This window comes from Streptomyces nanhaiensis (assembly GCF_046614825.1).
Taxonomy (GTDB): domain Bacteria; phylum Actinomycetota; class Actinomycetes; order Streptomycetales; family Streptomycetaceae; genus Streptomyces; species Streptomyces radiopugnans.
In genome coordinates this window covers 24,666-30,665 of the sequence record NZ_JBKJFM010000066.1, presented here as the reverse complement: position 1 = coordinate 30,665, position 6,000 = coordinate 24,666, and the positions used below count along the sequence as shown (strand labels likewise).

The window sequence follows — 6,000 nt, the reverse complement described above, 5'->3', positions numbered from 1 at the left end:
GGGCGGCGACGCGGGTGCCCGACCCCTGGCGGGCCGTCAGCCAGCCCTCGGCGACGAGTTCGGCGTACGCGTCGGCCACGGTGTTGCGGGCCACCCCCAGGTCGGCGGCGAGCGAGCGGGAGGAGGGCAGCCGGGTGCCGGGGGCGAGGCGGCCGGTGCGGACGGCGTCGCGCAGGGCGCGCATCAGGGAGGCGCGCAACCCGCCCGGCCCGCCGAGGTCCAGATGGAGGTCGCCGCCGGCACCACCGGCACCGCCGGCCGAACCGCCCCCCGTACCGCCGTTCGAGCCGCCCTCCGGCCTACCGCCCGAACTCCCGTCCGAACCTCCACCCGAAATGGCCCAGGGATTCCGCATGGAAGTGGACCATACCCCTGGGCTACCGCCCGCCTAGGGTCGTCACCATGACGACAGTTCACGAACACGGTCCGCGCATGAACCTGTGGAAGCTCGTCCCCGATGTGTACAAGGGGATGGCCGCCTTCGAGGCCGCGGCGTCGAAGGGGCTGGACCCGGTCATCGCCGAACTGGTCAAGATCCGCGCCTCGCAGCTCAACAAGTGCGCCTTCTGCCTCGACATGCACCTCGCCGACGCCCGCAAGCTGGGCATCTCCCAGCTCAGGCTGGACCTGCTCGACGCCTGGGAGGAGGCCCACGGCCTCTACACCGACAAGGAGCAGGCCGCGCTCGCCCTCACCGAGGCGGTCACCCGGCTGGACGGCGGCACACCGCAGGGGCACTACGTGCCGGACGAGGTCTACGAGCGGGCGGCGAAGAACTTCGAGGAGACCGAACTGGCCCATCTGATCTCGCAGATCGTCTCCATCAACGCCTGGAACCGCTTCCAGGTGGCCACCCGCGCCGTCCCGGCCTCCCTGAGGGAGGACAAGGGGAGCGAAGCGGAGTGACCGGCCGCGTCTCGGGCGCGGTGGAGGCCTTCCGCGCCCTCCACCACGGCGACGCGCCCCTGGTACTGCCCAACGTGTGGGACGCGGTGAGCGCCCGCGCCTTCGCCGGCGCGGGCTTCCCCGCGCTGGCCACCTCCAGCAGCGCGGTGGCCGCCACCCTGGGGTACGCCGACGGCGAGGACACCCCGCCCGGCGAGATGTTCGCGGCCGTCGCCCGGATCGTCCGCGCGGTGGACGTACCCGTCACCGCCGACATCGAGCGGGGCTACGGCCTCGCCCCGCGGGAGATCGCCGAGCGGCTGCTGGAGGCCGGGGCGGTCGGCTGCAACCTGGAGGACTCCGGACCGGCCGCACGGGGGTTGGCCGAGCCGGGGCGCCAGGCGGAGCGGCTGGCCGAGGTGTGTGCGGCGGCGGGCGGAAAACTGCTGGTCAACGCCCGGATCGACACCTATCTGCGCGGTGCCGGCGACCCGCTGGCGGCGGCGGTGGAGCGCGGGCGGCTGTACGCGGCGGCGGGCGCGGAATGCGTCTACCCCATCGCCGCGCCCCCGGACCACCTGCCCGTGCTGGCGGCGGAGATCGGCGCCCCGGTCAACGCCCTGTGCCGCCCCGGCACCCCCTCCCCCGCCGAACTGGGCGCCCTGGGCGCCGCCCGCGTGACCTTCGGCGGCTCGCTCCACGCCCGCGCCGCCACCGCCGTCGCGGAACTGGCCACCGGACTGCACGGCGGACAGGGGCGTATTTGAGCCAACCTGACGGCGGCCCCGGCTCGATCGCGGCAGTGGGTTGCGCATGTTCCGGCGGTTGGTGACGATCTCTCAGGAGGCGCCGAAAACCGACACCCGCCGACCGTCCCACGGCGCCGTCCCCTCCAGGACCCCGAAGGCGACGCGGTGCGGAGCCGGAAAGGACACACGGTGGCAGCGTCCCCCCTGCGTTTACCAGGCCGCCGCCGTGCCCGGTTCCGGGAGATGCAGCGCGCCTGCGAAAGACGCCTCGCCGAGATCGGCATCGCCTCCGGGCAGGACGGCGCCGCGGAAACCCCCGACACCGCGGACCTCACCGGCCCCGGGGGCATCACGGCCGTCTGCGAGCAGGTGGGCCGACAGCGCGGGCGCACCATCCGCCTCGTCCCCATGGAGCTCGAGGAGCCGCTGCTCCACGGGCTGTGGCTCGCCCTGCCGGACACCGACGTCATCGTCTACCGGGCGAACACCAGCAGGCCCCACCAGGAGCACATCATCGCCCACGAGCTCTCCCACATCATCTGCGAACACGACTTCGGCGCGCTCCCCGGGCCGGCCGTCCCGGCGCACCTCTTCCCGGACACCGATCCGGACCTCGTCCGCAGGTCGCTGAAGCGCTCCGCCTACGACGACCGGGCCGAGCAGGAGGCCGAGATGATGGCGTCGCTCATCCTGGCGCACGCCCGCCGCAAGGCCGCCCCTGAACCGGAGGACGCCGACGCCCTGCCGCCCGAGGACGCCACCGTGATGGCCCGCGTGGAAAGCGTCGTCGGCCGCGGATGATCTACGACGCCCTGTCCCACCTGTGCGCCTTCGTCGGGCTCGCCGCGTTCTGCTACAAGCTCCCCGAACTCCTGCGGCGCAGAGGCGACCCGGCCCTGTGGGCCCTGGAGGTCTACTTCCTGTGCTCCGGGCTCAGCTTCCTCATCGACCTCAACTGGCTGCGCGACGACGTCTCCCGCCTGTTCGGCTACCCGAACCTCACCACGCTCATGACGCAGGCCGCGGTGGTCGTGCTGACGGCCGCCCAGCAGGTCGTACTGGTCCACTGGTCGCGTCCGCCCGAGCGGGCGGCGGTCCTGGCCAGACGGCGCGTACTGGCGTTCTCCGCCGCGCTGGCGGTCCTGGTCGTGCTGTTCTTCGTCGTGGAGCCCTACCGGCAGACCGCCTCCGCCGAGGGCACCCTGCTGCGCAACATGCAGGACCCCGGCTACGCGGGTTACCTGCTCCTCTACATCACCGTCTGCGCGGTGGGACAGGTCGGGGCCGTACGGCTGTCCTACCGCTACGCGCGCATCGCCCGCCGCACCTGGCTGCGCGCGGGCATGTGGACGGTCACCGCGGGCGCCTCGCTCATCCTGGTCTACTGCGCCATCCGCTACACCCAGATCGCCGGCACCCAGCTCGGCCACGACATGAGCGCCTGGGAGCCGGCGTACTGGCTGGCCGGGAGCGTGGGGGCGCTGCTTCAGGTGTTCGGCTGGACGGTGCCGTCCTGGGGGCCCGCCCTCTCCGGCCGGCTGCGCGGCTACCGCTCCTATCTGCGGCTGCGCCCCCTGTGGTGGGCCCTGTACGAGGCGGTGCCGGCGATCGCGCTCGAACCGCCGCCCAGGCGGCCGCTGGACCTGCTCCCGCCGGCCGGCCTCGACTACCGGCTCCACCGGCGCGTCATCGAGATCCTCGACGGCTACCACGCCCTGGGCCCGCACCTGCCCCGCGACGCGGAGCAGGGCTCCCCCGCCGACGAGGCCCGTCTGCTGAGGGCCGCCCTCGACGCGCGGGCCGCGGACCCGGCGGCCGCCCCGCCCTCCTTACCCGCCGCGCCGCCCCCGCCGGCCGAACGCCGCGGCGGCTCGGGCGACTTCGCCCAGGAGGTCGCCTGGCTGTCCGAGGTGGCCAGGGCCTTCGCCCGGCTCCCCGCCGCCCTGCCGGCCGCCTCGCGGGCCACCGCCGCGCAGACGGCCGCACAGGCCGCCGCACCGCAGGGAAGCGATCACTCCTGATCCCCGGCCCCTGACCCCTGCCCCCTGACTACGCCAGGAACGATCCCGCCAGGAAACCGATGGAACCCCGCACACCCCCTCCCCCGGACGTCCGCGCCATGACGGCCGAGCTCCTCGAGCTCGACCGGACGCTGGGGGCGCGCCACGCGGCCCCCGTGGCGGTGCGGTCGGTGCGGGCGGTCGAGGCGGCCGAGGCAGCCGATGTGCTGGGGGCCGCCGGCACGGCGGGGACGGCCGTCGCTGACCTCGCGGAGTTCTTCGAGGTCGCCGCGTGGGTCCTGTTCGACGCCGAACGGCACGGGCCGTCGTACCGCCTCAACCGGCGGGCGCTCGCCCTGACCCGCCGCCTGCCCGAGGAGGAGCGCTCACTCGAACTGCTGGTGCTGTCCGTGCTGAGCATGCAGCAGGCCCACCTCATGCGCCCCCGCGCGTCCCTGCTCACCTCCTCCTCCGTCCTGGCCCGCAAGTGCCTGCCGCCGCGGGTGGCCGCCCTGTTCCACGTGCGCCGGGCACGCGCGTACGCCCAGCTCGGCAGCAGGGCGCGGGCACTGCGCTCCATGGACGCCGCCCGGGAGATGTCCGCGGACGGCCCCTCGGGGCGGGACCCCGCCTGGAGCTGGTGGTTCGACCGCGCGGAACTCGACGGCCACCACGGGCTCGTCCTGGCCGACCTGGGAGACGCGGAGGGGGCCGCGGCCCTGCTCCACGCGGCCGTGTCGTCCGACGGCGGCCCCGCCTACCGCGCCCTGTTCGCCGCCGACCTCGCCCGCGTCCTGGCGCGCGCGGGCGCGTGGCGGGACACGGACGCCTGGCTGTCCGCCCTGGCCGAGAGCGCTCCCCGCATGGGCTCCGTACGTGCCCTGAACTCCCTGCGGCAGGCGGTCGCCGCCGTCGGGGAGGGCCGCCGTGTGCCCCGCGCACTGCGCGGCACCACCCGAGACCTGGCCGGGCTGCTCGCGCGGGAACTCCCGCGCGAACGGCCCGGTGAAGGAGAAGTCCACTCCCCGCCCGCCCAACCACCGGAGTCCCGATGACACCGCACACCTCCCGTCCCGCCCGCCGCACCCGCCTCGCCGTCCTGCTGGCCGCCCTGCTCTGCGCGGCCGGCGCCTCCACCGCCTTCGCCGGCACGCTCCAGGAGCGGGACGCCAGACCCGCCGCCGTCCGCGCCGAGGTGTCCGGGACGTACCAGTCCCCCTACACCAAGCCGTTCGTCCGTACCCAGCTCTTCTTCGGCACCGGCCGCCACGGCGGCGAGCCGCCGATCACCGAGGAGCAGTTCATGGACTTCCTGGACGAGTACGTCACCCCGCGCTTCCCCGACGGCCTCACCCTCCAGGAGGGCTACGGCCAGTGGCGCGACAGGACCGGCTCCATCAACGGCGAGCGCTCCTACGAACTGATCCTGCTCTACCCCCGTGAGCAGGCCGAGGCCCGCGACGCCGACATCGAGTACCTCCGCGACAGGTACACCGAGATGTACGAGCTGGAGTCCGTCGGCCGGGTGGACGAGCAGGTGCGCGCCGACTTCTGAGCCTCCTCTGCCTCCCCGCCCGTGTCCCGTCCCCCGCCGGATCGTTGCCCCGGCGGGGGCGGGTTCCGGCATCGATGCCCTTGTCTGGCGCATGATGGTGGCGTCCCCCGTGAGGCAGGCAGTCCGGCACGAACGTGCACAGCCACAGAGAGGGGGCCCACCATGGGAGGTCTCGTGATGACGGCGCCGCTGCCCGACCAGGAGTCGCACGACATGCTCCGGACCTACGCGCAGATCGAACTGCCCGAGGGTCAGCGAGCCGAGCTCATCGGGGGGGAGATCGTCATCTCACCGACGCCCACGAACCACCACAACTGGATCTACAGCGAGCTGCACTACCTTCTCGCCCATCGTTCCAGGGAACGCGGCTGGTCCGTCACCAACACCACCACCGTCGCCCTCCCCGCGACAGGCGAGCGCTACGTCCCCGATCTCCTGGTGTGCGAGTCGGCCGTGCTGCGCGACGCCCGGGAGTGGCAGGTCCCTGCCGAGGACGTGCTGCTCGTCGGTGAGATCACCTCGATGTCCACGGTCCTGCGCGACCGCAAGAACAAGGCGCAGGGCTACGGCCGGTCGCGCGTACCGCTCTACCTGCTGGTGGACCCGCTGGACGGGGAGGGGAGCGCGACGGTGCTCGCCGAGCCGGACGGTTCCGGCCGCTACCGGGTGGAGCACCGCGTGCTGTTCGGCGAGAAGTTCACGCTTCCCGAGCCGTTCGGCCTGGAGATCGACACCTCGGTCCTCCGTCCGGAGTGACCCCGCGTACCGGCGCCGTCCCCATCGCGGACGGCTCCGGTGCCCGTACGGTCGC

The 6,000-nt window shown here is 73.8% G+C and carries 8 protein-coding genes; 7 read left to right on the top strand and 1 reads right to left on the bottom strand.

Going from position 1 to position 6,000, the window contains the following annotated elements:
• A partial coding sequence (locus ACLIYP_RS16170) for a GntR family transcriptional regulator (RefSeq protein ID WP_412713836.1) occupies positions 1-355 on the bottom strand: 355 nt, incomplete at its 3' end.
• 47 nt (positions 356-402) lie between these two features.
• Here ACLIYP_RS16170 and ACLIYP_RS16165 point away from each other — a divergent pair.
• From ACLIYP_RS16165 to ACLIYP_RS16135, 7 genes are all read left to right on the top strand, one after another.
• Entirely contained in the window at positions 403-906 is a 504-nt protein-coding gene (locus tag ACLIYP_RS16165; RefSeq protein WP_412713835.1) for a carboxymuconolactone decarboxylase family protein, read from the top strand.
• Positions 903-1,652: an isocitrate lyase/PEP mutase family protein gene (locus ACLIYP_RS16160; RefSeq protein WP_412713834.1), complete on the top strand. Its 750-nt coding sequence runs from the start codon at positions 903-905 to the stop codon at positions 1,650-1,652. The genes ACLIYP_RS16165 and ACLIYP_RS16160 overlap by 4 nt, the downstream gene beginning before the upstream one ends.
• Before the next feature lie 171 nt (positions 1,653-1,823).
• Positions 1,824-2,435 (top strand): hypothetical protein, encoded by a 612-nt coding sequence (locus ACLIYP_RS16155; RefSeq protein WP_412713833.1) that lies wholly within the window; start codon positions 1,824-1,826, stop codon positions 2,433-2,435.
• Entirely contained in the window at positions 2,432-3,655 is a 1,224-nt protein-coding gene (locus tag ACLIYP_RS16150) for an MAB_1171c family putative transporter (protein ID WP_412713832.1), read from the top strand. Before ACLIYP_RS16155 ends, ACLIYP_RS16150 begins: the two co-directional genes overlap by 4 nt.
• Positions 3,656-3,714: 59 nt before the next feature.
• The gene (locus ACLIYP_RS16145) at positions 3,715-4,689 is read left to right on the top strand and encodes a hypothetical protein (protein ID WP_412713831.1); all 975 of its coding nucleotides are present in this window, start codon (positions 3,715-3,717) and stop codon (positions 4,687-4,689) included.
• Positions 4,686-5,189 (top strand): DUF3574 domain-containing protein, encoded by a 504-nt coding sequence (locus ACLIYP_RS16140; protein ID WP_412713830.1) that lies wholly within the window; start codon positions 4,686-4,688, stop codon positions 5,187-5,189. Before ACLIYP_RS16145 ends, ACLIYP_RS16140 begins: the two co-directional genes overlap by 4 nt.
• 162 nt (positions 5,190-5,351) lie before the next feature.
• Positions 5,352-5,945 carry a Uma2 family endonuclease gene (locus ACLIYP_RS16135; protein ID WP_412713829.1) on the top strand — a complete coding sequence of 198 codons (594 nt, stop codon included), beginning with the start codon at positions 5,352-5,354 and terminating at the stop codon, positions 5,943-5,945.
• The last annotated feature ends 55 nt before the right edge of the window (positions 5,946-6,000 follow it).